Raw genomic sequence first — 25,323 nt, 5'->3', positions numbered from 1 at the left:
TGAAATTTTCCCCACCCTCTCCCTGTCCCTCTCCCGCAAGGGGAGAGGGAACCTGCCTGAAAGGGTTGAGCCAGATTTGCACCGCTTAAGTGAGCAGTATTATGAGCATGCAAGGGGCTTTCAACAGCCTGCAGCGCCCGGCGAGGCTGTGCCAGCCTTGCGGGGAAATATTGCCGATCCGGGATGCGGGAACGTCCGCACGGCATTGTTACCGCCTTCACATGCCACTAAACTGCGCACCCTCCGAAGGACGACTGGCAAAATATCCCTTCATTTTCAAGGGCATATTGAGCTGGCGCAGGGCAGGGAGCGGGTATTGACGAAAGTCGTACCCATTTTCGGATCAGGGGCAGGCAAACCGGGCGGGTTTTGAGTAGAATGGCGGCTCGATTTGCACAGGCAAAGCTTGTTTGGCCCGTCACACAACCGGTAATACGTAAAAGGAGACGACCTTGGCGGAATATGTAGTCTGGTTCCAGGACCTGGGGAAAGATGACGTTGAGCGCGTAGGCGGCAAGAATGCATCCCTCGGTGAAATGATCAGCAATCTGTCGGCGGCCGGTGTGTCCGTACCGGGCGGGTTCGCTACCACCGCTGAAGCCTTTCGCGAGTTCCTTGAGCACAACAACCTGACCCAGAAGATCAACGATGCGCTCAGCGCCCTGGACGTTGATGATGTGGTGGCGCTGGCCAAAACCGGCGAGCAGATCCGCCAGTGGGTTGTTGATGCCCCGTTCCAGCCGGCGCTGGAAGACGCCATCCGCGATGCCTATGCCCAGATTGGTGAAGGCAATGCGGACCTGCCGGTAGCGGTGCGTTCTTCCGCCACCGCCGAAGACCTGCCGGATGCCTCCTTTGCAGGCCAGCAGGAAACCTTCCTCAATATCCGCGGTATCGACAGTGTCATGATCGCGGTGAAGGAAGTGTTTGCCTCCCTGTTCAACGACCGTGCCATCAGCTATCGCGTTCACCAGGGTTTTGACCACAAGCTGGTCGCCTTGTCCGCGGGTGTACAGCGCATGGTCCGTTCGGAAACCGGTGCCGCCGGCGTCATGTTCTCCATGGATACCGAATCCGGGTTCCGCGATGTGGTGTTTATCACTGCGTCCTACGGTCTGGGTGAAATGGTGGTACAGGGGGCCGTCAACCCGGACGAGTTCTACGTTCACAAGAAGACGCTGCTGAACAAGAAACCGGCCATCCTGCGCCGTAATCTGGGCAGCAAGATGCAGAAAATGATCTACGGTGCGGAAGCCACCGCGGGTAAATCCGTGCAGATCGTTGATGTGGACGGTGCCGAGCGCATGAAATTCTGCCTGAATGATCAGCAGATCGAGAATCTGTCCCGTCAGGCCATCGAAATCGAAAAGCACTACGGCATGCCCATGGATATCGAATGGGCACTGGATGGTGACGACGGCAAGCTTTACATCGTGCAGGCCCGCCCGGAAACCGTGAAAAGCCGCTCCGATGCCAATGTCATGGAGCGCTATCTGCTCAAGCAGACCGGCAAGGTGCTGGTGGAAGGTCGTTCCATCGGTCAGCGCATTGGTGCCGGCAAGGTGCGTGTGGTCAGCAACATCAAGGAAATGGAAAAGGTTCAGCCCGGCGATGTGCTGGTCACCGACATGACCGACCCGGACTGGGAGCCGGTGATGAAGCGGGCGGCCGCCATCATCACCAACCGTGGTGGCCGGACCTGCCACGCCGCGATCATCGCCCGTGAGCTGGGTGTGCCGGCCATCGTGGGCTGTGGCGATGCCACCGAAGTCCTCAAGGATGGTCAGGAAGTGACGGCCTCCTGTGCCGAGGGTGATACCGGCAAGATCTACGAAGGCATGCTGGATTTCGATATTCAGCGCAATTCCATTGAGTCCATGCCCAAGCTGCCGTTCAAGATCATGATGAACGTGGGTAACCCGGACCGTGCCTTTGATTTCGCCACCTTGCCCAACCAGGGCGTGGGTCTGGCCCGTCTCGAATTCATCATCAACCGCATGATCGGGGTTCACCCGAAGGCGTTGCTGAACTACGAGACCATTCCCAAGGACGTGAAGCAGAACGTGGACAAGCGCACCGCGGGCTATGCCGGCCCGGTGGACTTCTACGTGGAGAAACTGGTGGAGGGGATTTCCACCCTGGCCGCAGCTTTCCACCCGGAAAAAGTGATTGTTCGTCTGTCTGACTTCAAGTCCAACGAATACGCCAACCTGATTGGTGGCAAGCTGTACGAGCCGGAAGAAGAGAACCCCATGCTGGGCTTCCGCGGCGCCAGCCGTTACATTAGCGAGAACTTCCGTGACTGTTTCGAGCTGGAGTGTCGTGCGCTGAAGAAGGTCCGTGACGTCATGGGCTTCACCAACGTGGAGATCATGGTGCCCTTCGTGCGTACCACCGGCGAAGCGGAGCAGGTCATTGAACTGCTGGCCAAGAACGGGCTCAAGCGTGGCGAGAATGGCCTGCGCATCATCATGATGTGTGAGCTGCCCACCAATGCCCTGCTGGCTGACGAGTTCCTGCAGCACTTCGATGGCTTCTCCATCGGCTCCAACGACCTGACCCAGCTGACACTCGGCCTGGACCGGGATTCCGGTATCGTCAGTCACCTGTTTGACGAACGTGACCCGGCGGTGAAGAAGCTGCTCAAGGCGGCCATCGATGCCTGTAATGCCCAAGGTAAATATGTGGGCATTTGTGGTCAGGGGCCGTCGGACCACCCGGATCTGGCCAAGTGGCTCATGGAGCAGGGCATCTCTTCCGTGTCCCTGAACCCGGACTCCGTGCTGGATACCTGGTTCTACCTGGCGGAGAAGCACGGCCACTAAGCCGTCTTGACCACCCCGGCGCTACGGCGCACAGTAAAAAGCCCGCATTTGCGGGCTTTTTACGTTGTGGGGTTTTGTGCAGGACGCCGGGGTTTTGGTGCATCATGTGGGGGCTTGCTTTCACACGAATCAGAAACCCTTCGCTTGCAAGCAAGCTCCTACAAAACAGCCAGAGTCGAGAGATTCGCTTTGGTTTGTGTGGGAGCCTGCTTGCAGGCGAAGATTTATCCCCTTTCGCTTGCAAGCAGGCGCCTGCAAAGGCTCGGATGAGGGAGGGGAGAGGGGATGTTTCATCGTCTGGTTCGCACCATTGACCTCTACGACGGTCTGCGCATGCCGGTCAGGGTGGGGCGCGAGGAACTGTTATTGATTCATGAGCAGGGCCAGAGCTGGCTATTCCAGCGCCGCTGCCCTCACGCCGACTTTCCCCTGGACCGTGCCACACTGCATGGCAATCAGTTGCGCTGTCCCGGTCACGGCCTGGAGTTTTCCCTGCGCAACGGGCATTGCCAGTCACACAATTATGTCCTGCAGCAGTATTCCCTGGCCTATGAGGGGCAGTGGCTGGGGGTTGATCTGTAATAGGGGTTGTTAACGCTAGCGGGCAGCCACCACCGGCTGCTCTTCGCCCAGTTTGGCGATGAACTGACCGGCATAGCGTTGACGAAGCTGTTTGACCTTTTTCACGTAGGCCTTGGTCTCTGCGAAGGGCGGTACGCCACCGTAGCGCCGCACATTGCCTTCGCCGGCATTGTAGGCAGCGAGAATATCATCCAGAGAACTGAACTTGCCCTTCAGGTAGGCCAGGAAGCGCGTGCCGCCATTGATGTTTTCGCGGGCGTTGAACGGGTGGCTGACATCCAGCTGACGGGCGGTTTCCGGCATTAACTGCATGAGCCCCTGTGCGCCGACTCGGGACACCGCGTAACGGTCGAACATGGATTCCGCGTGGATGACGGCCTTGATCAGTGCCGGGTCCACCTTGTAGGTGGTGGCCGCCTGGGTGATGTGCCGGTCAAACTGGTCGCGCTGGGCCTCGGTGAGCTTGCGGGCGTGGTAGGTCCAGCCCTTGCGAACGGACAGCAGGGTGTAATGACGGCTCACCCGGTCACTGGCCTGATCCGTGAACAGGATCGTGCCATCCGGTGCGCGATACTTGTAGATGTTGTCCCCGAGCGCCATTGTCGACAGCAGGCAGGCTGCCAATGCCCCCAGAATCCGCATTGTTTTCATTGTTACCCTGTTCCGGCACACGCAGGGCGCCGGTTTGTTGTACTTGTGGGCAGAGATACCCCGTTCCCGGTGGGGCTTCAATCCCGTCAGGCCGATCTTCAGACAGAGCGTCGATTTCCCCGATCAGCCGTGGTCGTTCCCTTTTCATGCAAGCATACTACCGTTTTCCCTGGCTCCCAAGTTCACGGTGGCAAAGTGGGGCTGGCCAGCTGAGCAATAACTGTTTTCTATCGGTTGGATTGCTACGCAATGCTTGAGCTATATGAATGGGGCGCCAGAATGGTGGGCACGACAAAGGGAGGTAAGTATTTTGACCACAGACTTTGATTTGGTAGTCATTGGCGCCGGCTCCGGTGGGGTTCGGGCGGCACGCATGGCCTCCAGCCATGGCGCCCGGGTCGCCATTGTCGAGGAGCGTTTCTTCGGTGGTACCTGCGTTAATGTGGGGTGTGTGCCAAAGAAACTGTTTTCCTATGGCGCCCATTTCGGGCAGGAATTCAGCCTGGCAGAAGATTTCGGCTACCAGATCGAGGGTTGGTCATTCCACTGGCCCACCCTGCGTGACAACAAGACCCGCGAGATCGAGCGCCTTAACGGGATTTACCAACGCATTCTCAACCAGGCCGGTGTCACCATCCTGCAGGGACATGGCCGTGTCGTCGGGCCCGGCCAGGTACAGGTGGATGAGCAGGTGGTCACCACTGGCAAGATTCTGGTTGCCGTGGGTGGCAAGCCCTATGTGCCGGATTTCCCCGGGCGTGAGCATGTGCGTATTTCCGATGATCTTTTCTATTTGCAGACCCTGCCGGAGAAAGTGGCGGTGGTAGGCGGTGGCTACATTGCCACCGAATTTGCCGGCATCCTGCACGGCCTGGGCTGCCAGGTCAGCCAGATCTACCGGCGTGACCTGTTCCTGCGCGGTTTTGATGGTGATATCCGCCGGTTTGTCGCCGAACAGATGCAGGCGCAGGGCGTGGACCTGCGTTTCAACACGGATGTGCAGGCTATCGACCTGGACGGCGATAAAAAGCTGGTGACGTTTCAGGACGGGCACATCGAAGCGTTTGATGAGGTCTTCTACGCCACCGGGCGCATCCCCCGGCTGGATAATCTGTTTGCCGACGCTATGCTGCCTGCCCTCAACGACAGGGGCGCCATCCGTGTCGATGAACAGTTCCAGACCAGCCAGGACAACGTCTACGCACTGGGTGATGTCATCGGCCGGGTAGAGTTGACGCCGGTGGCACTGGCTGAGGGGATGTGGCTGGCGGCTCATCTGTTTGGCCAGACACGTCCTGCGGCCATGGACTACAGCAACATCGCCACGGCCGTATTCAGCCACCCGAATATCGGTACGGTGGGTCTAAGTGAGGAAGAGGCGCTGGAAAAAGGTCATAGCTTGCGTGTCTACCGCAGCAGCTTCCGCCCCATGCGTTATACCCTGGGTGACAAGCAGGAGCGCACCCTGATCAAACTGGTCGTTGATGATGCCAGTGACAGGGTGCTGGGTTTGCACATGGCCGGTGAAGATGCCCCGGAAATTACCCAGGGGTTTGCCGTGGCCATGAAGATGGGTGCCACCAAGGCGGATTTTGATGCCACCATCGGCATTCACCCGACGTCAGCGGAAGAGCTGGTGACCCTGCGGCAAGCCGAGCGGGTGAACCCCAGCTGACAGGGCCCGGGGAGCGTTTTTTGTGGGAGCGTGCTTGCACGCGAAAGGACTCTCTGTTCGTTTGCAAGCAAACTCCCACAAGGGGCTAATGCTGTTCACCTGAGCGGTGGAAATCTGTCTCACCCCTCTCCCCAACCCCTCTCCCGCAATGGGAGAGGGGCTTGAAGCCAATTCCGTGAGCCATCACACCCGACGAAGCCTTACCGGCAGTCCATCAGCCGGTACAGGCAGGCTGGTGGTATCCAGGGGCATCTCATAGCCCTGCGGCACATCCCAGCGGTAGTTGAGCAGCACCTGGTGCAAGATTGCCTTGACCTGCATTTCAGCAAAATGCAGGCCTATACATTTGTGGGCGCCACCGCCGAAAGGCACCCAGGCGTACGGATGTACCTTGTCTTCCCGGCGCGCCTCACTGAAGCGCTCCGGGTCAAAGCGCTCCGGCTCCGGCCAGTATTCTTCCATGTAGTGGGTGAAATAGGGCACCACGTTGATAAAGGTGCCGGCGGGAATGAAGTAGCCGTTATAGCTGACATCCCTGACCGTACGGCGGGGCAGTGATGGCACCGGCGCGCACAGGCGCAGGGCCTCTTTCATGCACAGAGTGATGCCTTCCAGGCTGGCCAGGTCATCGTAATCGATGCAGTCCTTGCCCAGGGCGCGGCTTTCCTCACGCAGCCGTTGTTGCCAGTCCGGGTTCTTGGCCAGATGGTAGAAGAGGGTGGAAAGGGTAATGGTGGTAGTGTCATGGGCGGCCATCATCAGAAAGATCATGTGGTTGATCACATCATCATCACTGAACTGGTGGCCTTCCTCGGTACGCGCATGGCACAGCACACTGAACAGGTCGGATTCCTGGCTGGCCCGTTTGTTCGGCAGCTCCTTGCGGAAGAAATCCTCCAGCACCTTGCGTCCTTGCAGGCCTTTTTTCCAGCGCAGACCGGGCACCGGGGCGCGAATGATGGCGGTACCGGCACGCACCGTATCCACAAAGGCATGGTTGATGGCGTCAGCTTGAGTGCCCAGCTCGTAACCCATGAATACATCGGTGGCCAGGTCCAGGGTCAATTGCTTGAGGGCCGGCAATGCCTTGAAGCGGCGCGTCGATGCCCACGGACGAAGGCCGGTGGCAATATGCGGCCCCATACGTGCCAGATAACCACGTAACACATCCCGGTTGAATGCCTGCTGCATGATACGGCGGTGCCAGCGGTGTTCATCAAAATCCAGCAGCATGATGCCGCGATGGAAGAACTTGCCAATAAAGTAATCCCAGCCCTGATGGTTCGAGAACAGTTCGTCACGGTTGAGCATGACAAACTGATTGGCGTCCGGACCCAGCATTTGCACCATATGCAGGCCAAACACACTGCTCCAGGACACTGGCCCGTATTTGTCGTAACGCTCACGCATGAAATCGATGGGGCGATTCATGAAGGACAGGGTGTGGCCGATCACCGGCAGGCCACGGTCGCCGGGCACGGGCTTGAGGGCCGAGCCGGCGGGCAAACTGCAAAAGGGTTGCATGACAGGGGCTCCGGATAAACATGGTGTTTACAGCAATCTTGCGTAAAGTTCAGCACTAACGCAACGCCAGTAAATAAGTTTTGCAAGCGCATTTACTCACCATGCGGTGAAGGATTAACCAGTTCGTCATAGCGGGCAGCTTCATGGGCCTGGCGCCGGTCCCCCACCGGTTATGCACCTGGTTATCCACAGCATCTGTGGGAAACTTTTCCCCGGCTGGTACATTGTGAGGTTAGAGTGCGCCTGTGTATGATTCGCCCACGCGCCAAAATGTTGTACAGGAGAACAATGAATGCGCCGAGTGGTGTTCAATCAGAAAGGGGGTGTAGGCAAGTCCAGCATTACCGTTAATCTGGCTGCCATGAGTGCTGCCCAAGGGCTTCGTACCCTGGTGGTGGATCTGGATCCGCAATGCAATGCCAGCCAGTACCTGCTGGGCATGCAGGCCTATCACAATGGCGAGGGGCCCAAACCCAATATTGGCACCTTCTTCGCGCAGACTCTCTCGTTCCGTCTCAAGGAAAAAGACCCGCGCGATTACGTGCATGCGACACCGTTCGAAAATCTGTTCGTGCTGCCCTCGGACGCAGAACTGGGCGAGATCGAGCACATGCTCGAATCCAAGCACAAGATCTACAAGCTGCGCGGCCTGCTCAAGTCACTATCGAAGGACTATGACGCCATTTACGTGGATACCCCGCCAGCCTACAACTTTTATACCCTGTCGGCCCTGATCGCTGCCGAACGGGTACTGATTCCCTTTGATTGCGATGCGTTCTCCCGCAAGGCGCTTTACACCCTGTTGGAAAACATTCAGGAAGCCCGTGAAGATCATAATGACGAGTTGAAAGTGGAAGGTATCGTGGTCAACCAGTTTCAGCCGCGGGCACGTCTTCCCCAGGAGCTGGTAGCATCGTTGGAGGAAGAGGGGCTACCCATGCTCGCCAGCCGCCTGTCGGCCAGCGTCATCATGCGTGAGTCCCACGAACAGGCCACGCCGCTGGTCAACCTGCAGCCCCGCCACAAGCTCACCGAAGAATACCGGCAGCTGTTCCAGGAACTCCATGGCTAACGTTTTTGGCGCCGTGGCCATGCGGCGTGCCGCCCGGATACTCCGTTCGGCCAACGCTACCCGCTTGTTGGCACGCGCCGTGCTTGCCAGAGGGGAGCGCTTCCGGGATCGACTGGGGGACAGCCTGACACAGTTCCAGCTACTGGCCCTGTTGCTCAAGGACTGGGCCAGCGGTCGCTATCGGCAGGTGCCGTGGGCAACGCTGGTGGCGCTTGCCGGCACCCTGGTCTATTTTCTCATGCCGCTGGATGCCATCCCGGATGCCATAGTGGCCATTGGTCTGATGGATGACCTGGTACTGCTAAGAAAAACCATGAAATGGGCTCGCCGCGATATCGATAACTATCAGCAGTGGCGGCGTCTGCAAGGGGAGGGGGACAATGGGGGCTCGCCGTCATCGAGATGATGCACCGGTATTCCGCCCGGGCTATCAAGGGCAAGGGCATCTGATTTATGAGCCGGTGTCGGCGCTGAGTTTCCAGCAGCGGCTGGGGCGTTTGCGCTTTGCCTGTTACCAGTTTACCGCGGCCTTGATCGCCGGGTTGCTGGGCACGCTGGCGTTTCTGGTTGGCCAGGCGGTGAATCATCCCGTGTTGTTTGCATGGCTGGCTGGCGCCGTCGCACTGGTAATGGTTGTGTACCAGACCGGCCTGATCGTGCGCCGCCTGCACGACATGGACCGCAGCGGCTGGTTGACGGTACTGATGTTGGTGCCACTGCTGAATTTGCTCTTCCAGCTTTTTCTCTATCTGGGGGATGGCAGCAGCGCCATGAATCGCCATGGCACACCGAACCCGCCACCATCGATACTGGTTAACGTGATTGGCGGGCTGTTGTGGCTGGTCAATGTACTGTCATTGGTGGTGGTGATCTCGGTATTACTGATCGGCTGGTTTGCCCCCCACTGGCTGGGGCCTGAAGGCGCCAACCTGCATCAGTACCTGAGCGACCTGCGTCATGGCGACATCAAAATGCCATGATATTGATGGCGCGGCCGCTTTTTCTTCGCCATTTTATGGTATGTTGTCCGGGAACCCCGGTTCAGCTTTATACTCATAAGAACGATACCAATAACTGCAACAGCAGAAAAACAAGATCAAGCATAAGGGAGTCCCCATGCCAAAGCGTTTCCTGGGAAGCCTTTTGACGTTTTTAATCCTGCCCCTGCAAGCGCAGGCAGCGATTAGTCAGGCTCAGCTGAAGGATCTGGAACTGAATCTTTGGAAAATCCGGTCCGATTTTCACATGTACACGGTGATGGCCGGTAACCAGACCTATGAGGTAGATCTTAATGGGGCGATCAGCGCTGCCGACAGCGCCCTGAGTGATCTGGCCCAGAATGCCAGCGGTGAAACCGAAAACCAGCTGGTAACCGCACTGCAGCGGCAGTGGAAGGCCCTTCGCAAGGCGGCCCAGGGCAACACCATTGCCAGCCAGGGCTACACCGACGCTTACACCATTCAGGATGTGAATGACATTCCGGTGGAAATGTCGGAAAAAATGGAGGCCTTCGACCAGGCCAGCACCGGCAAATACGATGATGTGCGAGAGCTGGCCGTGTCCATCGAGCACATGACATCGGAATATCTCAATATCGCGGCAGACCCGGCCGGCGGCATGGCGGCAGGCAGTGATGAGGGGCGCCTGTCGTTCAAGGAAGCGGTGCCGGAATTCGAAAAGAAACTGGCCGCCGCCAAGAAGGCCCATGCCGGTGATGACGCCATGACCCGAGCCCTTAACCAGGTCAGTGTGAAATGGCAGTTTATCCGCCAGTCGATGATCAAGTTCTATGAAAACGCCGTACCTTTTTTGATTTACCGCTATACCAACCAGATGGTGGGCACACTGGAGCAGGCCATTCAACTGGCTTCCACCGATGTGGGCAAACCCACTTTCGGTCCGGTCAACTGACCGGACCTGACAGTACAGCAACACCGAACAGAACCTCCGCCACGGCGGGGGTTTTTTGATACAGGGATGAGAGCTACCCAAAGGGAAAGGGAATGTCCGTGACCATGATTTGGCGCCGTCTGCGCGTCGTTCGCGTTATTATCTTGATTGCCATGCTGACCGCCGGCGTGATGCCGGCCCAGGCTGATCTTGCCGGGGAGAGTTTGGCTTCCCTGCAAATGGATGCCTGGCGAGCACGCATGGGATTCCATCTGCTTTCCATACGTGGCAATAATCCGGATGACCAGGCAGCACTGGATCAGTTGCTCTCGCGGGGCGAACAGCGCATCAAGGCGTTACAGGCCTCCGCCTCTACTGACGCGGAAACCCGTCTGGTTGCGCAGTTGCAAACCGGCTGGCAAGCGCTGTCTGAACGGGCTCGCGACAACCCCCTGGCCACACTGGGTTATGCCGACTATGGCGCCATGAGCGAAATGAATACCACCACGCTGACACTGGATCGTCTGCTGAAAAATACGGATCTGGGCACTGCCGGCCCCTACCTGGATATTTACCGGTTGGCTGTGGACATGCAGAAACTGGCCAGCGAGTACCTGGCGCTGGCAGCGTTTCCGTCAGCAGGCCTGCCCACCGGCACCAGCCTTGCACCGATGGATTTTGCCGTGGCGGCGTCCGATATCGACAAGCGCCTGGCCAAGCTGCAACTGCACTACCAGGAGAATGCCGGCGGTCGAGAGACACTGGCCTTTATCCAGCAGCGTTGGGCCTTCATCCGCGGCTCGGTACCCAAAATGAATGACCAGAGCGCGGCGAGAATTCCCTACCTGTTCTACCGTTACAGCACCCAGGTAGCGGACAGGGTGGAAGCCCTGGGAGCCTGAGAGGAACAGCCTTCCCGGCTGGCTCAGTCGGAGCGACTGGCCAGCCAGTCGGCGCTGATACGCCAGCTGTGGGAGGGTGCCTTGGAGCCGGAAAAGACGCCGGCATGGCCACCGGGCACCACTTCGAAGCGCTTGTCCTGGCTGCCAATGACCCGCAGGATCTCGCGGGCGGCGCGCAGACTGACAATGTTGTCGGTACTGCCGGCAAAGGCCAGAAGGCCCTGTTTGATATTGGAAAAATCGATTTCCCGGCCGCCCACCCGAATGCGACCGTTGGCCAGGCTGTTGGCCAGCAGCATTTTCTCGATCACTTCCCGAACCACGGCACCCGGGTAGTCCACCATGTCGTTGAACCACTGACCCATGGTCATGTATTCGGTGACATATTCCCGGTCGGCGATATTGCGCACCAGATCCATGTAGGACTGCACCACACCGGGCGGGTTGGTCATCTTGAAACCCAGCGCCAGCAAATTGGCCGGGATATGGAAGAGGCCGTCGTTGAGCGGCTCCAGGCGCACCTTGAACCAGTCATGGATCTGCATGGCCGGAATCGCAGCCAGGCTGACCACCTTGCCGAAGGGGCCACTCTTGTGGAAATTGACCGGGCTGGCAATGGTCACCAGGTTCTTGACCGGGCTACCCGGGTGCCCACCCAGATACATCAGGCAAAGCAGCCCACCCATGCAATAGCCCATCAGGTTGACGTCCTTGCACTCGGCGTGGGCCTGCACCGCGTTCACCGCTTCCGGTAGCCAGCGATTGACGTAGGTATCCAGCCCCAAACTGCGATCCGCATTGGACGGCTTACCCCAGTCAATCAGGTAGACGTCGTAACCGCGGGCCATCAGGTAGCGCACCATGGAACGGTTGGGCATCAGATCGTAGGTCCAGCAATGGATACCCAGTGCCGGCACCAGTAATAGCGGGATGCGATGCTTTTCCCGGCTGACCGGCAGGCTCTCGTCATTAACCGCGATTTCATCCATGGGAGGCAGGCTGTAATGTCGTACCGCCATAATGCCGTCGCGATAGATCTCGTCCCAGGGGGTCTTGTCTACCTGGATAAAACGATCAGGATAACGGCGACGCTCGACAATATGGCCGACGGCCTGCAAACCGGTTTTCAGACGGGATGATTTTGCCATTAACGGAGCCTCCGGGCTGGGGGGCGCGTACACTAGCAAAATAGCGACGGTACGCTATGGTAAAACTGTAACCGCTTTTCAGGGCGAGGCGGAGCCGCTAATCTTCGCCGCCGAACGTTAAAAGGACATTGGCCGCCGTGACAAAATCGTCAAAAGAATTTACCCGACTGGACATATGCAACCGTTTTCTCAGCTCCGTGCGTCACTCGGTGGTACTCGGGCTGGAAGTGGTCAGCGCGGAAGAGATGCAGGTGCGGGTGCGCATGCCCTGGCGCGAGGATCTGGTGGGCAACCCGGAAACCGGTGTCATGCATGGCGGCGCCATCTTCGCCATGATGGACCAGGCCGGCGGCATGGCGATTACCTGCCGAACCTTCCCGACCTTCGAAATCACCCCGACCATCGACTTTCGGGTAGACCATCTGCGTGGCCCTGCCAAAGGCGCGGCGGTAATCTGCGAGGCCAGCTGCTATCGGCTGACCACCCATGTGGCCTTTGTGCGCATCACCACCTGGGAGGAGGGCAATGACGCCGAGCCCATTGCCACCGGGCTGGCAACCTACACACGCATGCAAATTGATTCGGCCGGCAAGGTAGTAGCCTGATGAAGACCCTGAAAACCCTGATTGATCAATGCCGCAATGGTGAAGCGACCTACCAGGAACTGGTCGACCATGTACCCTATGCCCGTTTTCTGGGCATCCAGGTCATTCCCCAGGGCGAAGAGCTGACCTTTGTGCTGCCCAAACAGGACAACGTGGTCGGCAACCCCACGCTGCCGGCTCTGCATGGCGGGGCCGTGGCCGGGTTCATGGAGCAGGCCGCGATCATCTTCATCCTGCTGCAGATGGGCGAGCCTCGAGTGCCCAAAACCATCGACTTCACCATCGATTACCTGCGTGCCGGGCTGTTTCGTGACACCTTTGCCGAGTGTCGCATTACCCGCCTGGGTCGACGCATTGCAAATGTGCATATCAGCGCCTGGCAGAAGCAGCGTGACGAGCCCATCACCATTGCCCGAGCCCACTTCCTGTTGTCGGAAGAAAACAGTGATCAGGACAGTCAACTGGCCTGATTGTTAATACGCGCCACCAGTGGCTGGCATCTGTCATAACACGACATTGCCAGCTCCGGGCGCCAGCGATAGCGTGAAAGCACATAATAACGCTACAGCAGGTGCCCCGATGAAAATAACCCGTGTCGAGACGCCGCCCACCGACCTGAGTATCTACGAGAGCTGGGACGGACCGGGCAGCGAGGATATTGAAGACAAATTGACCCCCGATCACGTACGTGACGTGGTGGAAATCTTCCAGACCCCGCTGACCGGACACTACAACTGGGACTATTCCAGTGCTGACGGGCGTATCCGCAAGCTCTATCGCCTCGGCAAGGAGCTCAACTGGAACGCGGATATGGACGTGGACTGGTCGCAGAACTTCCCCAAGGACCAGGTGCCGCTGGATCAGGCCTTCAACCCCTTCAATGGCTGGCCCACCTTTGAGCAGATGCCCGAGCAAGAGCGGTTGCGTTTCGGTTGGCATAACCTGGCCTGGACACTCGCGCAGTTCATGCACGGTGAGCAGGGCGCCTTGCTGGTGGCCTCCCAGCTGGCCAGCTGCGCGCCCAGCTATGACGCCAAGCTGTATGCGGCCAGCCAGACCTTTGACGAAGCCCGTCACGTGGAGGTCTTTACCCGCTACCTGCAGGAAAAGGTCGGCATCTTTTATCCGGTCAACCCCAACCTCAAATCCCTGCTCGACAAGATCCTTTCTGATCCGCGCTGGGATCTGAAGTTCATCGGCATGCAGATCATCATCGAAGGGCTGGCACTGGCCGCGTTCAACACCCTGAAAATGACCGCCCAGGACCCGCTTCTCAAAGAGATTATTCACCTGGTTATCCGAGATGAGGCAAGGCACGTTACCTTTGGCGTCAATTACTTGGAAGACTTTGTTGAGACTCTTTCTGAAGAAGAAAAGGAAGAGCGTGCCCACTTTGCGTTCGAGGCCTGTGTGGTCATGCGCGAGCGGTTGGTCAGCACCGAGGTGTTCCGCGAATTTGGCTGGGATGAAGACGAGGCACGCGAACATGTGCTGGCCTCGACCATCATGGAGCAGTTCCGCAACCTGCTGTTCACCCGTATTGTCCCCAATCTGAAACGCATCGGCCTGCTCACCGACTCCGTGCGGCCCAAATTCGAGGAGCTGGGGATTCTGCAGTTCGAGAATCTGGTCAACGACGGGGATATCGACTGGGCGGAATTGTCCAAACCGCTTTATGGGGAGGCCTCCTGAGCATTTGAAGCCGGTGTCATTTCCAACCGTACCTGACCGTCCTTCACTGGACGGTTCAGGGCCTCAATTGTGCCCTGATACGCCATCTGAAAAGCCAGACGCCCCTGCTCCAGGCTGCTAGGCCCGGAGCGGGGCAGCCCCTCAAGCACCAGGCTGACCATATGTCGGCGACTGGGCACCTGCAGGGAAGCAGAGCTCTTGCGCCGCCAGGGGGAGCGGGACGCCAGGTGGTGATAAAGGATCCTTTCGCCGCTGTGCGTGCCGGCCAGTCCATGCCGGTCGCGAATACCGCCATCCCAGCACAACTTGCCATCGATACGCCCGGGCTGAAACAGCACCGGTACCGCGCAGGAGCTGTAAATGGCTTCCACCAGATCGCCGTGCTCCAGCACCTGTGTCCGCCCACTGGCCGCTTGCCAGACCGAGATGGCCACGGGGCGCGGGCAGCTACCGAAATTCGTGACCGGCAACAGGCTGGCAAGCAACTGTCGAAATGCCTGGCCCTTCAACACGCCCAGTCCCGGTCCCGGGTCCCAGAAGTGATCACGATCAAGGGTATGCAGCCGTGCTTTCATGGTTTGCGGCAGGCAACCCGCCGCAGCCAGGCCCGCGACCAGGGCACCGGCACTGGAGCCGGTATACCGCGCCGGTTCCAGCGCATTGTCCCGCAGTGCCTGTAGCACGCCGGCGTGGGCAAAAAAACCGAAAAAGCCGGACGACATGGACAGGGTGAAGGGCGCATCGGCGAGCCACTGGCCAAGCGAGGGGCGTTGAGTGTGCATAAACACCGGGGTCCTGGTTGCGTTATATGCCCCACAGATGCGCGGCCACCAGGGCGCGCCAGGGTGAGAAGGCCGCCAGCCATTGCTCGGTGCGGGCGGGGCTCACGGTCTCTTCCCCCAACAAACGGGCAAGCCCGCGCCGCACGGCCACATCACCATGCAGGCTGCCATCCAGTTTGCCGTAACCTCGTAACAGCGCATAACTGACGGTCCACGGGCCTATGCCCCTGATGGCCAGCAGGCTGTCACTGAGGGTTTGTGCGGGCAGGGGCGTATCGTGCTCGAAGAGCGCCGGTTGCGCCAGCGCCAGCTCGCTGATGCGGCGCAGCGCGCCGAGCTTGCTGCCGGAAAGCCCGGCAGCCCGCAGGGCGGTGTCCGTACAGTTCAGAATGGCGCGGGCATCGGGAAAGCAGTAAAGCCCACTGGCGTGCTGGATCCCAGTACTCGCGATCAGTCGCGCCCGAATGGACAGCGCGGCGTGGACACTGATCTGCTGGCCGATAATGGCCCAGCAGAGCGCTTCATGGGGGGAGCCACTCTGTGGCACGCGCAGGCCGGGTCGGCGGCGGATCAGTGGCCCCAGTAAAGGGTGATCCTGGCAGGCCAGCTGAAAATCCCGCACCGGCTGGGACAAACCCAGCATATGCTCGACCCGTGACCGCAAGGCCTGTGGTGTAATCTGGCTGCCCGCTGCATCAAGCCGAGCGGTAGCGCATTGCTGATCCAGTAGTAGTGATAAGCGTGCCGGCCGACCCTGCCAGACCAGGCCCTTGTGCAGCTGATTACCGTCAACGCATTCCGCCCGTTGTTGCGGATCGCGACGGTGAAAATCGAGAAAGTCCTGGTTGCGGAAATCCGCGGGCAGGGTGAGAGTCAGCGTCATGGAATTAAGGATCTACCGCTTTTTCCCTGTCCAGCAGGCACTGCTTGCGTTCAATGCCCCAGCGATAGCCGGACAGGCCGCCATCGGTGCGGATCACCCGGTGGCAGGGAATCGCCAGCGCCAGGGTGTTGCTGGCACAGGCGCGGGCCACGGCACGGGCGCCACCGGGCATGCCCAGACGCTCGGCCAGCGCCTGATAACTGACCGTTTCGCCCACGGGAATGTCGCGCAGCGCCTGCCAGACCCGCTGCTGAAACACCGTGCCGCGGATATCCAGAGGCAATGGCAGGGGCAGGCCGGGCTGCTCCACCAGGGCCACCACCTGCGCCACCCGCTGCTCAAAATCCCTGTCACCGCCGATCAGCGTCGCCCCGGCAAACCGCTCCTGGAGCTCCTCCACCAGCGGCGCCGGCTCATCACCAAGACTGATGGCGCATAGCCCGCGCCGGGTTTCGGCTACCAGCAGGGCGCCCAGACTGGTGGCCGCCACGGCGAAGTAAATGGTTTGCGCTTCACCACGGGCGTATTGTGACGGGCGCATGCCCAGCACCTTTTCGCTGTGCCGGTGGGCATGGCTGGTGGAGCTGTAGCCGGCGTCGATAATAGCCCGGGTAGCACTCTTGCCGCCTTGTAGTGCCTCGCGCAGGCGCCGGTCACGAAGGGCCTGACCGTACTGGCGGGGCGTCAGGCCCAGGCGCGCCTTGAACTGGCGTTGCAGGTGATAGCGGCTGAGCCCGGCCTGTCTTGCCAGGGTTTCCAGCGTCGGCATGCTTTCCGCCTGCTCAATCTGGCGGCAGATGGCTGTCAGCCTTTCGCCCAGCGCATCCGGTTGATCCGGGCGGCAACGGCGGCAGGGGCGATAACCGGCCTGTTGCGCCGCATCGGCACTGGCGTAAAAGCGGATATTTTCCGGTCGGGCGCGGCGCGATGGACAGGAGGGCAGGCAATAGATGCCGGTGGTGACAACCGCATAAACGAACTGGCCGTTGGCGCGCGGGTCCCGGTCAACAATCTGTTGCCAGCGAGGGTCACGAATAACAGCACTGTCCCGGTTCATGGTCTTGGGCCTCAATGAGTATCTCTGACCATTGTGCGATGCATGCTGGGGCAGTGCACGCCCGGGATTGCGCTTAAATCGGAAAGAGTGGGGCAGGGCCGGCTGGCCCCGCCGCCGGGGCTTACTTGGTGTAGGGCAGCAGGGTCAGCTCGACGCGACGGTTCTGCTCACGGCCGGAAGCCGTGCTGTTGGAGGCAATCGGCTGGGTTTCACCAAAGCCGACCACGTCCATGCGCACGGCTTCCACGCCGTAGCCGGACAACACATTGGCCACGGCCTGGGCGCGCTGTTGGGAGAGCAGCAGGTTATAGCGATCACCGCCGGTGCTATCGGTGTGACCGGCCACCTGAACCATGGTGGACTTGTACTCCTTGAGCACTTCGGAAACCGCGTCCAGTACCGGGCGGAAGGACGATTTGACCGTGGAGCTATCGGTGTCGAAGGTCAGGTTACCCGGCATGTTCAGGATGATGTTGTCACCATCGCGGGTCACGGAAACGCCGGCGCCTTCCATTTTCTGGCGCAGCTTGGCTTCCTGCACATCCATGTAGTAACCCACGCCACCACCACTGATGGCGCCGATGCCAGCACCGGCCAGGGCGCGCTCTTTACGCTCTTTGGCATTGTCTGAGGTGGCAATGCCGATCAGGGCACCGGCCACGGCACCAATGGCGGCACCGGAGGTGGCTTTGGAAGTCTGCTTTTCCCCGGTGTAGGGGTTGATGGTGGAACAGGCGGGTTGCAGTGCCACGGCCCCGGCAAGGGCAAGACATCCGGCGATGCGTTTCATGAAAGCTCCTGAAATTTATGACTCTTTTAATCGGGGTTGGGAAAAACCGGGTGGCGCTGTTGCACACCATGTTTGTGATACATGCGTGTCGGCGACGGCGGCTCCCAACCCCTTATTTATGCCTTTGTAGAGGATAAAGGCCCGCAAGCACCATAGCGTTGCTGTAAAAACTGGTAAAGTAGCGGTTTCACATTCGCATTACAGGATTTGCATGTCGAAGGATACTCCGACACCGGCTATCACCGGATTCACCCCGCCGCCGGTCAAGACCCTGCAACGGTTGATGACCCTCTCCAGCGCCTATTTTTCCCCCAGACTGTTTGGCGCCGACAACGTGGACCCGCAACGACCGGCCTTGTTCGTGGGCAATCATGGCCTTTACGGCCTGATTGATTCGCCGCTTTTCATGCTCGAGTTGTATCGCCGTACCGGCGTCTACCCGCGGGCGCTGGGGGATCATTTTCATTTCGATATTCCCGTTTGGGGGCGCACATTGCTGCGCTGGGGCGCGGTGGAGGGTACGCCGGAAAACTGCCGCGCGCTGATGCACGATGGCCAGCATGTGCTGGTGTTCCCGGGCGGCGCGCGGGAGGTTGCCATGCGCCGTGACGAGGTCCACCAACTGGTGTGGAAACAGCGCACCGGGTTTGCCCGACTGGCCATCGAGCATGGCTACGACATCATTCCCTTTGCCTCGGCGGGCTGTGATCGAAGCTTCCGCATTCTCTATGACGGCAATGACTTCCGTCAGTCACGTCTGGGCAAACGGTTACTCAAACGCCCGGGGCTCAACAAACTGTTGCGTGACGGTGATCTGTTCATGCCATTGGCCCGGGGCGTGGGGCCGACCCTGATTCCCCGGCCGGAGCCGTTCTGGTTTGAAATCGGCAAGCCCATTGCCACCGGGCCGGTACAGGGCCGGCAGGATGAAAAGGCGGTTTGCTGGCAGATTCGCGAGCAGGTGGCCGATTCCATCAACGGCATGCTGGCCAGTCTGGAAGAGCGCCGACAACAGGCGCGGCAAAAAGGCTGGCGGCGCTGGTTGCTGGATCAGAATTAGACTCCGGTCGGCCAGCGTAAAGCTGTCACAAATTGTCCATATGCTGTCCCGCAGAGCCAGTGAAAGGCCGGCTTGCGGGGGGTACCATGCCCAACAACATAGGGCGGGATCTGGCCGAATAAAGGAGAAGGCATGCGACGCTGGAATGGTTGGGGTGACAGTGCAAATCACTATCCGTTGAAGCCTTCGGGGCTGCGCTTCATTCAGGCGCGCCTGGGCAATGGCATTCCGCTCAGTGATGCGGACCTGCAAGCCGTGCTGCAACAGGTGCCGGCCAGCCGCCTGCCCGACCATCCACTGGTCAGCACCGATGCGGAACTGCGGGTCCGCCATGCCCGGGGGCAAAGCCTGCCGGACTGGCTGGCCATGCGCTCCGGCGATTTCCAGGTGTTCCCCGATGGGGTGGCGCTGCCGCAAAGCAGTGACCAAGTCCGTGAATTGCTGGACTGGGCCCGGGCCAATGATATTGCCGTGATTCCCTATGGCGGCGGCACCTCGGTGGTCGGGCATATCAACCCGCCGGCGCAGGAACGGCCAGTACTGACTCTCAGTCTGGCTGCCATGAATCAACTGCTGGATCTGGACACGCAAAGCCAGATCGCCACCTTTGGCGCCGGCACGCCGGGCCCGCAACTGGAAGCCCAGCTGCGGGAAAAAGGCTATCTGCTGGGCCATTTTCCGCAATCCTGGGAGCTTTCCACCGTCGGTGGCTGGGTCGCCAGTCGCTCCAGTGGCCAGCAATCCATGCGTTATGGCCGCATTGAGCAGATGTTTGCCGGCGGGCGAGTGGAAACCCCGCGCGGCACCCTGGAGATTCCCACTATCCCGGCATCCTCCGCCGGCCCGGACCTGCGCGAGATGGTGCTGGGCTCGGAAGGGCGTTTGGGGGTGATCACCGAGGTCAAGGTGCGAGTCACACCATTGCCGGAAACCGAAACCTTCCAGGTGGCGTTCGCGCCGGACTGGGATACCGCAGTGGCCCTGGTGCGTGAGATGACCCAGTCCAAACTGCCGCTGTCCATGCTGCGTTTGTCCAATGCGGAAGAAACCCGTACCCACCTGATGCTGGCCGGCCATGAACGTCTGGTCGGTCTGTTGCACCGCTATCTACGCCTGCGTGGCTGTGGTGATAACAAATGCATGATCACCTTCGGAGTCACCGGTCCGGCGCGTCAGTCCGCCCAGACCCTGGCCGAAGCTCGCCGCCGTATTCGTCAGGCCGGTGGCGTGATGACCGGGACGCTGCTGGGCAAGAAATGGGAAGAAGCCCGTTTCCGCTCGCCCTATCTGCGCCATGGGCTGTGGGAGCACGGCTATGCCGTGGATACCCTGGAAACCTGTGTGGACTGGAGTCGGGTCACCGAAACCATGAACAAGATGGAGCAGGCCATTCGTGACCACGCCGGTGACGGCGAGGCGGTGCATGTCTTTACCCACCTGTCACACCTGTACCCCCAGGGTTCCAGTATCTATACCACCTATGTGTTCCGCTGTTCGCCGGATTATCAACAGACTCACCAGCGCTGGCAGGCCATGAAGACCGCCGCCAGTGACGTGATTGCCCGCCAGGGAGGCACCATCAGCCACCAGCATGGTGTCGGGCGTGACCACGCCCCCTGGCTGGTCAAGGAAAAGGGCGAGCAGGGCATGGCCGCCTTGCAGGCCCTGATGAATCACTTTGATCCCGAGCATCACCTCAATCCGGGGTGCCTGCTCGACGACAGCAACCGTGGCGAGTGAAGGAGGCAGCATGCAACTGGGACAACGCCAAGTTCTTGCCGATAGCGATCAACCGTGGGATCTGATCGTCATTGGCGGCGGCATCACCGGTGCCGGCGTCCTGCTGGAAGCCGCCCGCCGCGGCCAGCGGGCCCTGCTGCTGGAACAGACCGACTTTGCCTGGGGTACCTCCAGCCGTTCATCCAAGATGGTCCACGGTGGCCTGCGTTATATCGCCCAGGGGGATGTGCGTCTGACCCGCCATTCCCTGCTGGAGCGCGAACGACTGCTGCAGGAATTGCCCGGACTGGTGGAACGTGCCACTTACCTTTTTCCTCTGCACAAGGGCCAATTCCCCGGGCGCTGGCCCATGAAGGCCGTGCTGTGGTTATACGACTTTCTTGCCGGTATTCGAGATCATCGCTACCTCAACCGCCAACGGCTGTTCGAGCGGGTGCCAGGGCTGCGCCGTGAAGGAATTACCGGCGCCATGAGCTACACCGATGCTCTTACCGATGACTGTCGCCTGGTCATGCGCACACTGCTGGAGGCCGCCCGCCATGGTGGCCAGGCCATCAATTATGCCCGGGTAGACGCGGTCAGCGGTGAGCACGGCCAGTTCAGCGTCAGCGTACGGGACCGGGTCAGTGGTGAAAGCCGGCAGCTTGCGGCACGCACGGTGATCAATGCCACCGGCGCCTGGGCGGATCGTCTGTCCGGCAGTGACAAACGGGTTCGCCCCCTGCGCGGCAGCCACCTGTTCATCAACCCGGAGCGCCTGCCAGTGAGCGATTGCCTGACCGTCATGCATCCGCAGGATGGCCGCCCGGTGTTCGTGTTCCCCTGGGAGGGGGTCACCTGTGTCGGCACCACCGACCTGGATCATCCCCAGGACATGGATATCGAAGCTGCCGCGTCCGCCGGGGAAGTCGACTACCTGCTCACGCTGATCAATAGCCAGTTTCCACAGGCCCACATCCGTCGCGATGACATCTACAGCACCATCGCCGGCGTGCGCCCGGTGATTGCCTCGGGCAAGGGCGTGGACCCGTCCAAGGAGCGCCGCGACCATGCCGTCTGGGGTGACAATGGTGTGGTGACGGTTAGCGGCGGTAAGCTCACCACCTTTCGTCTGATCGCCCTGGATGCGCTACTGGCCGCCGGGCTGATCAATGACCGGGAACATCGCCGTAGCCAGAAAAGCGATCAGCCGGGCTTTACGCCCCTGCAGGCGCCTGCGGCGGTGGAAGCCTTCCTGCATGCCGACCAGGCCGATCCGGCCTTCATTGACTGGATTGTGTCCCGCGAGTCCGTGGTGCATCTGGATGACCTGATGCTGCGCCGTACTCGCCTGGGTCTGATTCATCCACGGGCGGGCATGGACGTGCTTGAACGTTTGAAACCGGCCCTCTGTCAGCAGCTGGGCTGGGACGACCGCCGCTGGGAACAGGAATTGAGCCGTTATCTGGACATCCACCAGCGTTATTATGGTGTGCCCGCTGCCGACGACAATCGCGAGCAGGCCGCCTGATGGGCGAGCCATTACTGCTGGCGCTGGATCAGGGAACGCAGAGCGCCCGGGCCATGCTGTTCAACGCCCGGGGCGAACTGGTAGCCCGCTATCAGCAACATATCGAACCCTATTTCCCCGGCCACCCGGGCCAGGCCGAGCAGTCCGCCGGCTATTTCTGGGACAACCTGGCCGCCGCCTGCCAGGGCCTGTGGCAGCAGGTCCCCGAGCTGCGCGAGCGAGTGGTAGCCGCGGCACTGACAACCCAGCGCGCCTCCGTGGTCTGTCTCGACCGTCACATGCAGCCGTTGCGCCCGGCGGTAATCTGGCTGGACCAGCGACGCACCGATGATTACCCGACGCTGCCGTTGTGGTTGAGCGCCCCGGTGACCTTGCTGGGGCAGGGCGAGACCTTGCGCCAGTTCCAGTCCAAGGCGGAATGCAACTGGCTGGCCCGGCAAGAGCCGGATATCTGGTCACGGACGGCGCACTTCTTGCTCTTGTCCGGTTACCTGACCTATCGCCTGTGCGGTGAGCTTCGGGACTGCACCGCCTCCCAGGTGGGTTATCTGCCCTATGACTTCAAGGGCCACCGCTGGGCGCCGGCCCAGGACCTGAAATGGAAGGCCCTGCGGGTTCGCCGCGAGCAGTTGCCGGAACTGGTGGCACCCGGTGAGCGACTGGGCAGCATTAGCCAGGCAGCCAGTGAAGCCACCGGCATTCCCGCCGGCCTGCCGTTGATTGCCTGCGGTGCCGACAAGGCCTGCGAGGTGCTCGGCTCCGGTGCCTTCACCCCGGATATCGGCAATCTCAGCTACGGGACCACCGCCACCTTCAACACCTGCAACGCCCGTTATGTGGAGCCGATCCGTTTCGTGCCGGCCTACAACGCCGCCGTGCCCGGGCGTTACAACTCCGAAATCATCGTCCAGCGCGGCTACTGGATGGTGAACTGGTTCAAGCGCGAGTTTGGTCAACAGGAAGTCCAGCGGGCCGCGCATCTCGGTGTGGCGCCGGAAACCCTGTTCGAGGAACTGCTGGAGCAGTCACCGCCCGGTGCCATGGGGCTGACGCTGCAACCTTTCTGGAACCCGGGCGTGCGCATTCCCGGGCCGGAAGCGAAGGGCGCCATTATCGGGTTTGGCGATGTGCATACCCGCGCCCATTTGTACCGGGCCATCATCGAGGGCATTGCCTACGCCCTGCGTGAGGGCAAGGAACGTCTGGAAAAGCGCAATCGTGTGCCGGTCAGAGAACTGCGCGTCTCCGGCGGCGGCTCCCAGAGCGATGTGATCATGCAGATCACTGCCAATATTTTCGGACTGCCGGCGGTGCGCCCGCATACCAGCGAAACCTCGGGGCTGGGTGCCGCCATCAATGCCGCAGTGGCCATGGGTCTGCACCCGGATTACCCGACAGCTGTGGCGGCCATGACGCGTGGTGGCTGCCGCTTCGAGCCCCAGGCGGAGTCGATGGCGCTTTATGATGCGCTGTTCCGTCAGGTCTACAGCCGGCTTTACCCGCGTCTGGCCCCCCTGTATCGCAATATCCGGCGCATTACTGGCTACCCGGCCCGTTAGTGATGAAGCGATCTTTCCTCTGGCTGGCACTGATCACCAGCACGGTTCTGTTACTGGCCGTGTCTGTGCGGGCCGAGCCCTCGATCTTGCCGATACTGCGTCAGGACCTGGCCGAACAGGGACTGGCTGGTGTATTGACTCATCAGCGTGCCGTTAACGTGCCTGCGTCGCTATTGCATGACTGGCTGGCCGAGCAGCCGCTGGCCCGTTTTGCCATCACGGGCTTCAATCAGCAAGGCCCCCGGTTTGCCGTGCGCATGCGGGTGCATTTTGACAACGGCACCGTCAATTTTCTGCGCCTGGAAGGGCGCACCAGCGATGCCGTTCACTACACCCTGAGCGACTGGTACGACTATGCCGCCGGCGTTCACCTCCACCAGCTGGCGGAGATGGCGCCCTGGTTGCAAAGCCGTGCCGGGCAGCGCTATCTGCAGCTGTTGCAGGAGCAGCCGGACAGTGCCGAGCTATCGGCGCTGGTGGCAGAAAGGCCCGCGGCCCAGGCGTTATGGCTGATGCAATGCAGCGGCCAGCCCTGTGAACCCCGGGCCCTGTCTGCCCAGGCCGGGCCGGAGCCGGCGTTATGGCAGCTGGAGCGGGCCTTGAAGGGCGCTGATTCGAGCCGCTTCATGCAAGCCTATGATCGGCTGGTAAAAGCCCTGGGGGACGATGCCTATCTGCCGATCATCGCCGGGGAGGCGGGCCTTCGGTACCGACAGTGTGACTGGCTGGCGCCCTGGCTGGTGTCGCGCTGGCAGGACCATCGCGAGCAGGCCCAACTGGCGGATGTGACCCTGCGCTGCAGCCTGGCCGCCGATCTGTCCTGGTCGCGTCAGCATCAGCTCATTGACGCGCTGGCCCGGCAGTTTCCCGGGCTCGACCTGGCCGAACGTATTGGTGATTATTATCAGCAGACCGGTCAGACGCCATCGCCGGCGCTGGCCCAATGGCTCAAGGAGCACTGACATGCGTGTATCTGACCTGGCGCGCAAGGCTGGCACTACCGCTGAAACCGTGCGCCATTACACCGATATCGGCCTGCTGACGCCGGTGCGCAACCCGCAAAACGGTTACCGCCAGTATGACCAGATGAACCTGCAAAGGCTGCGCTTTGCACTCAAGGCCCGCTCGCTGGGATTTACCCTGGCGGATATTCAGGCCCTGGTGGAGGAGTCGCAAACCGGCAAAACGCCCTGCGGGGACGTGCGGGAATTGATCGAGGCTCGCCTGCAGGACGTGGAGGCGCGTATCGCCGAGTTGCAGCAGCTCAGCGGCCGCATGCGCCAGGCCATGGCAGACTGGCAAAAAAGCCCGGACTGCCGCCTGGACGACGGCAGGGTCTGCGGGCTGATTGATTCCTTTGTGGAGTAGGGCTACCG

General features: G+C 60.5%; 24 protein-coding genes. 17 read left to right on the top strand and 7 right to left on the bottom strand.

Annotated features, from left to right (window positions below; genetic code table 11):
• Window positions 1-452: 452 nt before the first annotated feature.
• Together ppsA and A11A3_RS10590 are read left to right on the top strand one after the other, a co-directional pair.
• Window positions 453-2,825, top strand: a complete 2,373-nt coding sequence (gene ppsA / locus A11A3_RS10595) for a phosphoenolpyruvate synthase (protein WP_008929294.1) — start codon at window positions 453-455, stop codon at window positions 2,823-2,825.
• 285 nt (window positions 2,826-3,110) lie between these two features.
• Window positions 3,111-3,407 (top strand): Rieske (2Fe-2S) protein, encoded by a 297-nt coding sequence (locus A11A3_RS10590; protein WP_008929293.1) that lies wholly within the window; start codon window positions 3,111-3,113, stop codon window positions 3,405-3,407.
• Between the two features lie 15 nt (window positions 3,408-3,422).
• Here the strand turns inward: A11A3_RS10590 and A11A3_RS10585 are convergent, their stop codons facing one another.
• A complete protein-coding gene (locus tag A11A3_RS10585; protein WP_157375588.1) occupies window positions 3,423-4,058 on the bottom strand; it encodes a lytic transglycosylase domain-containing protein in 636 nt (211 codons plus the stop codon).
• A gap of 310 nt (window positions 4,059-4,368) precedes the next feature.
• On the opposite strand from A11A3_RS10585, the gene gorA reads away from it, so the two are divergent.
• Window positions 4,369-5,733: a glutathione-disulfide reductase gene (gene gorA, locus A11A3_RS10580; RefSeq protein ID WP_008929291.1), complete on the top strand. Its 1,365-nt coding sequence runs from the start codon at window positions 4,369-4,371 to the stop codon at window positions 5,731-5,733.
• Between the two features lie 183 nt (window positions 5,734-5,916).
• On the opposite strand, the gene A11A3_RS10575 is transcribed toward gorA, so the two are convergent.
• Window positions 5,917-7,257, bottom strand: a complete 1,341-nt coding sequence (locus A11A3_RS10575) for a cytochrome P450 (RefSeq protein WP_008929290.1) — start codon at window positions 7,255-7,257, stop codon at window positions 5,917-5,919.
• Window positions 7,258-7,549: 292 nt separating this feature from the next.
• On the opposite strand from A11A3_RS10575, the gene A11A3_RS10570 reads away from it, so the two are divergent.
• The 5 genes from A11A3_RS10570 (at window position 7,550) to A11A3_RS10550 (ending at window position 11,121) form a co-directional block, all read left to right on the top strand.
• Window positions 7,550-8,329, top strand: coding sequence for a ParA family protein (locus tag A11A3_RS10570; RefSeq protein ID WP_008929289.1), 780 nt, complete (start codon window positions 7,550-7,552; stop codon window positions 8,327-8,329).
• Entirely contained in the window at window positions 8,322-8,735 is a 414-nt protein-coding gene (locus tag A11A3_RS10565) for a YkvA family protein (RefSeq protein WP_008929288.1), read from the top strand. Before A11A3_RS10570 ends, A11A3_RS10565 begins: the two co-directional genes overlap by 8 nt.
• Window positions 8,710-9,309 carry a DUF805 domain-containing protein gene (locus tag A11A3_RS10560; protein WP_008929287.1) on the top strand — a complete coding sequence of 200 codons (600 nt, stop codon included), beginning with the start codon at window positions 8,710-8,712 and terminating at the stop codon, window positions 9,307-9,309. Before A11A3_RS10565 ends, A11A3_RS10560 begins: the two co-directional genes overlap by 26 nt.
• A 163-nt stretch (window positions 9,310-9,472) precedes the next feature.
• Window positions 9,473-10,240: a hypothetical protein gene (locus A11A3_RS10555; RefSeq protein WP_237738854.1), complete on the top strand. Its 768-nt coding sequence runs from the start codon at window positions 9,473-9,475 to the stop codon at window positions 10,238-10,240.
• Between the two features lie 92 nt (window positions 10,241-10,332).
• A complete protein-coding gene (locus tag A11A3_RS10550) occupies window positions 10,333-11,121 on the top strand; it encodes a hypothetical protein (RefSeq protein ID WP_008929285.1) in 789 nt (262 codons plus the stop codon).
• Window positions 11,122-11,144: 23 nt separating this feature from the next.
• Here the strand turns inward: A11A3_RS10550 and A11A3_RS10545 are convergent, their stop codons facing one another.
• Entirely contained in the window at window positions 11,145-12,269 is a 1,125-nt protein-coding gene (locus A11A3_RS10545; RefSeq protein ID WP_008929284.1) for an alpha/beta fold hydrolase, read from the bottom strand.
• A 137-nt stretch (window positions 12,270-12,406) separates the two neighbouring features.
• Here A11A3_RS10545 and A11A3_RS10540 point away from each other — a divergent pair, with 137 nt between their 5' ends.
• From A11A3_RS10540 to A11A3_RS10530, 3 genes are all read left to right on the top strand, one after another.
• Window positions 12,407-12,874 (top strand): PaaI family thioesterase, encoded by a 468-nt coding sequence (locus A11A3_RS10540; protein ID WP_237738853.1) that lies wholly within the window; start codon window positions 12,407-12,409, stop codon window positions 12,872-12,874.
• Window positions 12,874-13,344 carry a PaaI family thioesterase gene (locus tag A11A3_RS10535; RefSeq protein ID WP_008929282.1) on the top strand — a complete coding sequence of 157 codons (471 nt, stop codon included), beginning with the start codon at window positions 12,874-12,876 and terminating at the stop codon, window positions 13,342-13,344. The genes A11A3_RS10540 and A11A3_RS10535 overlap by 1 nt, the downstream gene beginning before the upstream one ends.
• A 109-nt stretch (window positions 13,345-13,453) precedes the next feature.
• Window positions 13,454-14,566 (top strand): diiron oxygenase, encoded by a 1,113-nt coding sequence (locus A11A3_RS10530; RefSeq protein WP_008929281.1) that lies wholly within the window; start codon window positions 13,454-13,456, stop codon window positions 14,564-14,566.
• Here A11A3_RS10530 and A11A3_RS10525 read toward each other — a convergent pair.
• The 4 genes from A11A3_RS10525 to A11A3_RS10510 all read right to left on the bottom strand — a co-directional run bounded on the left by A11A3_RS10525 (window position 14,548) and on the right by A11A3_RS10510 (window position 18,078).
• Window positions 14,548-15,348 carry a patatin-like phospholipase family protein gene (locus A11A3_RS10525; RefSeq protein WP_008929280.1) on the bottom strand — a complete coding sequence of 267 codons (801 nt, stop codon included), beginning with the start codon at window positions 15,346-15,348 and terminating at the stop codon, window positions 14,548-14,550. The two genes, A11A3_RS10530 and A11A3_RS10525, sit on opposite strands and share 19 nt — an antisense overlap.
• A 22-nt stretch (window positions 15,349-15,370) precedes the next feature.
• Complete coding sequence (locus A11A3_RS10520; RefSeq protein ID WP_008929279.1) at window positions 15,371-16,231, bottom strand: DNA-3-methyladenine glycosylase family protein; 861 nt, start codon at window positions 16,229-16,231, stop codon at window positions 15,371-15,373.
• A 4-nt stretch (window positions 16,232-16,235) separates the two neighbouring features.
• Window positions 16,236-17,288 (bottom strand): bifunctional DNA-binding transcriptional regulator/O6-methylguanine-DNA methyltransferase Ada, encoded by a 1,053-nt coding sequence (ada, locus tag A11A3_RS10515; protein ID WP_008929278.1) that lies wholly within the window; start codon window positions 17,286-17,288, stop codon window positions 16,236-16,238.
• A 121-nt stretch (window positions 17,289-17,409) separates the two neighbouring features.
• The gene (locus A11A3_RS10510) at window positions 17,410-18,078 is read right to left on the bottom strand and encodes a YiaD family glycine zipper/OmpA-like lipoprotein (RefSeq protein WP_008929277.1); all 669 of its coding nucleotides are present in this window, start codon (window positions 18,076-18,078) and stop codon (window positions 17,410-17,412) included.
• A 211-nt stretch (window positions 18,079-18,289) separates the two neighbouring features.
• On the opposite strand from A11A3_RS10510, the gene A11A3_RS10505 reads away from it, so the two are divergent.
• From A11A3_RS10505 to A11A3_RS10480, 6 genes are all read left to right on the top strand, one after another.
• On the top strand, window positions 18,290-19,138 hold the full coding sequence (locus tag A11A3_RS10505; RefSeq protein WP_008929276.1) for a lysophospholipid acyltransferase family protein: 849 nt from the start codon (window positions 18,290-18,292) through the stop codon (window positions 19,136-19,138).
• A gap of 132 nt (window positions 19,139-19,270) precedes the next feature.
• Complete coding sequence (locus A11A3_RS10500) at window positions 19,271-20,878, top strand: FAD-binding oxidoreductase (RefSeq protein WP_008929275.1); 1,608 nt, start codon at window positions 19,271-19,273, stop codon at window positions 20,876-20,878.
• A 10-nt stretch (window positions 20,879-20,888) separates the two neighbouring features.
• Entirely contained in the window at window positions 20,889-22,388 is a 1,500-nt protein-coding gene (locus tag A11A3_RS10495; RefSeq protein ID WP_008929274.1) for a glycerol-3-phosphate dehydrogenase/oxidase, read from the top strand.
• Window positions 22,388-23,947: an FGGY-family carbohydrate kinase gene (locus A11A3_RS10490; protein ID WP_008929273.1), complete on the top strand. Its 1,560-nt coding sequence runs from the start codon at window positions 22,388-22,390 to the stop codon at window positions 23,945-23,947. The genes A11A3_RS10495 and A11A3_RS10490 overlap by 1 nt, the downstream gene beginning before the upstream one ends.
• A 2-nt stretch (window positions 23,948-23,949) precedes the next feature.
• Window positions 23,950-24,909: a hypothetical protein gene (locus tag A11A3_RS10485; RefSeq protein ID WP_008929272.1), complete on the top strand. Its 960-nt coding sequence runs from the start codon at window positions 23,950-23,952 to the stop codon at window positions 24,907-24,909.
• Window position 24,910: 1 nt separating this feature from the next.
• On the top strand, window positions 24,911-25,315 hold the full coding sequence (locus A11A3_RS10480) for a MerR family transcriptional regulator (RefSeq protein ID WP_008929271.1): 405 nt from the start codon (window positions 24,911-24,913) through the stop codon (window positions 25,313-25,315).
• The last annotated feature ends 8 nt before the right edge of the window (window positions 25,316-25,323 follow it).

Origin of the sequence: Alcanivorax hongdengensis A-11-3, assembly GCF_000300995.1 — a bacterium.
GTDB classification, from domain to species: domain Bacteria; phylum Pseudomonadota; class Gammaproteobacteria; order Pseudomonadales; family Alcanivoracaceae; genus Alcanivorax; species Alcanivorax hongdengensis.
The sequence above is the reverse complement of the archived record's forward strand: the minus strand, read 5'-3'. Positions and strand labels throughout refer to the sequence as shown.

Coding starts and splice junctions, on each gene's coding strand:
- A11A3_RS10590 (WP_008929293.1), top strand. CDS start 3,111: ATGTTTCATCGTCTGGTTCGCACCATTGACCTCTACGACGGTCTGCGC.
- A11A3_RS10585 (WP_157375588.1), bottom strand. CDS start 4,058: ATGAAAACAATGCGGATTCTGGGGGCATTGGCAGCCTGCCTGCTGTCG.
- A11A3_RS10575 (WP_008929290.1), bottom strand. CDS start 7,257: ATGCAACCCTTTTGCAGTTTGCCCGCCGGCTCGGCCCTCAAGCCCGTG.
- A11A3_RS10570 (WP_008929289.1), top strand. CDS start 7,550: ATGCGCCGAGTGGTGTTCAATCAGAAAGGGGGTGTAGGCAAGTCCAGC.
- A11A3_RS10565 (WP_008929288.1), top strand. CDS start 8,322: ATGGCTAACGTTTTTGGCGCCGTGGCCATGCGGCGTGCCGCCCGGATA.
- A11A3_RS10560 (WP_008929287.1), top strand. CDS start 8,710: ATGGGGGCTCGCCGTCATCGAGATGATGCACCGGTATTCCGCCCGGGC.
- A11A3_RS10550 (WP_008929285.1), top strand. CDS start 10,333: ATGTCCGTGACCATGATTTGGCGCCGTCTGCGCGTCGTTCGCGTTATT.
- A11A3_RS10545 (WP_008929284.1), bottom strand. CDS start 12,269: ATGGCAAAATCATCCCGTCTGAAAACCGGTTTGCAGGCCGTCGGCCAT.
- A11A3_RS10535 (WP_008929282.1), top strand. CDS start 12,874: ATGAAGACCCTGAAAACCCTGATTGATCAATGCCGCAATGGTGAAGCG.
- A11A3_RS10530 (WP_008929281.1), top strand. CDS start 13,454: ATGAAAATAACCCGTGTCGAGACGCCGCCCACCGACCTGAGTATCTAC.
- A11A3_RS10525 (WP_008929280.1), bottom strand. CDS start 15,348: ATGCACACTCAACGCCCCTCGCTTGGCCAGTGGCTCGCCGATGCGCCC.
- A11A3_RS10520 (WP_008929279.1), bottom strand. CDS start 16,231: ATGACGCTGACTCTCACCCTGCCCGCGGATTTCCGCAACCAGGACTTT.
- ada (WP_008929278.1), bottom strand. CDS start 17,288: ATGAACCGGGACAGTGCTGTTATTCGTGACCCTCGCTGGCAACAGATT.
- A11A3_RS10510 (WP_008929277.1), bottom strand. CDS start 18,078: ATGAAACGCATCGCCGGATGTCTTGCCCTTGCCGGGGCCGTGGCACTG.
- A11A3_RS10505 (WP_008929276.1), top strand. CDS start 18,290: ATGTCGAAGGATACTCCGACACCGGCTATCACCGGATTCACCCCGCCG.
- A11A3_RS10500 (WP_008929275.1), top strand. CDS start 19,271: ATGCGACGCTGGAATGGTTGGGGTGACAGTGCAAATCACTATCCGTTG.
- A11A3_RS10495 (WP_008929274.1), top strand. CDS start 20,889: ATGCAACTGGGACAACGCCAAGTTCTTGCCGATAGCGATCAACCGTGG.
- A11A3_RS10490 (WP_008929273.1), top strand. CDS start 22,388: ATGGGCGAGCCATTACTGCTGGCGCTGGATCAGGGAACGCAGAGCGCC.
- A11A3_RS10485 (WP_008929272.1), top strand. CDS start 23,950: ATGAAGCGATCTTTCCTCTGGCTGGCACTGATCACCAGCACGGTTCTG.
- A11A3_RS10480 (WP_008929271.1), top strand. CDS start 24,911: ATGCGTGTATCTGACCTGGCGCGCAAGGCTGGCACTACCGCTGAAACC.